This window comes from Streptomyces specialis (assembly GCF_001493375.1).
Classification (GTDB): Bacteria; Actinomycetota; Actinomycetes; order Streptomycetales; family Streptomycetaceae; genus Streptomyces; species Streptomyces specialis.
The window spans coordinates 1-1,359 of sequence record NZ_LN929871.1 but is presented as its reverse complement, the minus strand read 5'-3'; the positions used below and the strand labels follow the sequence as shown (position 1 = coordinate 1,359).

1 protein-coding gene is annotated in these 1,359 nt (G+C 76.4%); it reads right to left on the bottom strand.

From position 1 onward, the window contains the following. Positions 1–109: 109 nt before the first annotated feature. Positions 110–1,359 (bottom strand): helicase-associated domain-containing protein (locus tag BN2279_RS09685; protein ID WP_199827697.1); only part of this gene is annotated, 1,250 nt, incomplete at its 5' end.

Below are 1,359 nucleotides of genomic sequence, written 5' to 3'. Positions count from 1 at the left end.
GTGAACTGAGTGAGTGTACAGAGAGCGGGTGCGTAGCTACAATGCATTGGGGAATGGTGGTAGATCACCCAGCCCTCACCAGTGAAAACGATCGTCTTCGTCGGCAGCGTCAGAGGTGTAAAAGAGACAGCTCCAGCAGCGTCTCGGGCCGGGAGGCGGAGATCGCGACGGTCGGCGCCAGGCGGCGCAGCCGCAGCGGCTCGGCGCGGCGGTCGGCGAGCAACTGGGTCAGCAGCGCCTCGTCGTCGCAGCGGACATAGCTCGCCGCGACCCCGACGCGCAGCCGCCCGTGCCGCCGCGCCACGTCGTCCACCAGGTACGTCAGGGGCTGCGGCACGGGCGTGCGGGAGTGGGCCGTGAGGAACGCGTGCAGCTCGTCGGCCGTCCACCCGGCGTCCAGCGCGCGCCGCACCGAGCCGGGCGTGAACCGGTACACCGTCGCGCCGCCCGTGGACTCCACGTCGGCGGTCACCGCCATCGCCTGCCGCAGCTCCCGGCGCAGCGGCCCCGGCGCGATGGCGGTCAGGTCGGCCTGCACCAGGATGTGGTCCACGGCCTCGGGCAGCAACGGGGCCAGCAGCTCGGCGGCGCCCTCCTCGTCGGGCTCCGCCGCGTCCAGCAGGGGGCGGACGAACGAGGCCAGCGCGCCCCGCCCGGTGACGCCCAGGTACTCCGCCTCGGCGACGGCCGCGCCGCACAGCGTCGCCCGCGAGTCGTCCGGGAGGCGGCGCGGCAGCTCCCAGCGCACGCGCTCCTGCACGTCCCCGGGGTGCGGGGCGCCGCCGTCGGGCAGGGACGCCAGCAGGTCCAGCACATGCCGCCGCACCTCGACCGCCGGGCCCCGGTCGAGCCCGGGGCCGAGCGCGGCCAGCAGCCGGCCCTTGGCGTCGCGGCTGCCGATCAGGCCGGGCACGCGGGTGGTGGCGAGCCAGGCGGTGGCGAGGCGGGCCCAGCGCCGGGCGGGCGGCAGGGTGAGCCAGGCGTCGTAGGCGGGCGTCGGCGCGTACCGTTCGTCGGCTTCGCCGTCGGCGGCCAGCAGCCCGGCGGCATAGGCGAGCTCGGTCCAGAACGCGGTCTCGGGCTCGGGCATGTCGAGGGTGACGGCCAGGCGCTTGAGGTCGCGGACGGCCAGGCCGCCGGTGCGCAGGACGGGCGGGGCCTCGTTCTCCCAGGTGGTGAGCAGCTCCTCGACCACGGCCAGGGCCGCGTAGGCGGCGCCGCCCGCGGCGGCGTCCACGGCCTCCTGGGGGAGCTGGGCGCGCAGCGCCGGCCACGGCGGGTGGGGGCGCAGATCGCGGTGGGCGCGTCCGCCACGCAGGTGAAGGGCGACCTCGCGGGGCAGGACCACGGTGCCGGGGG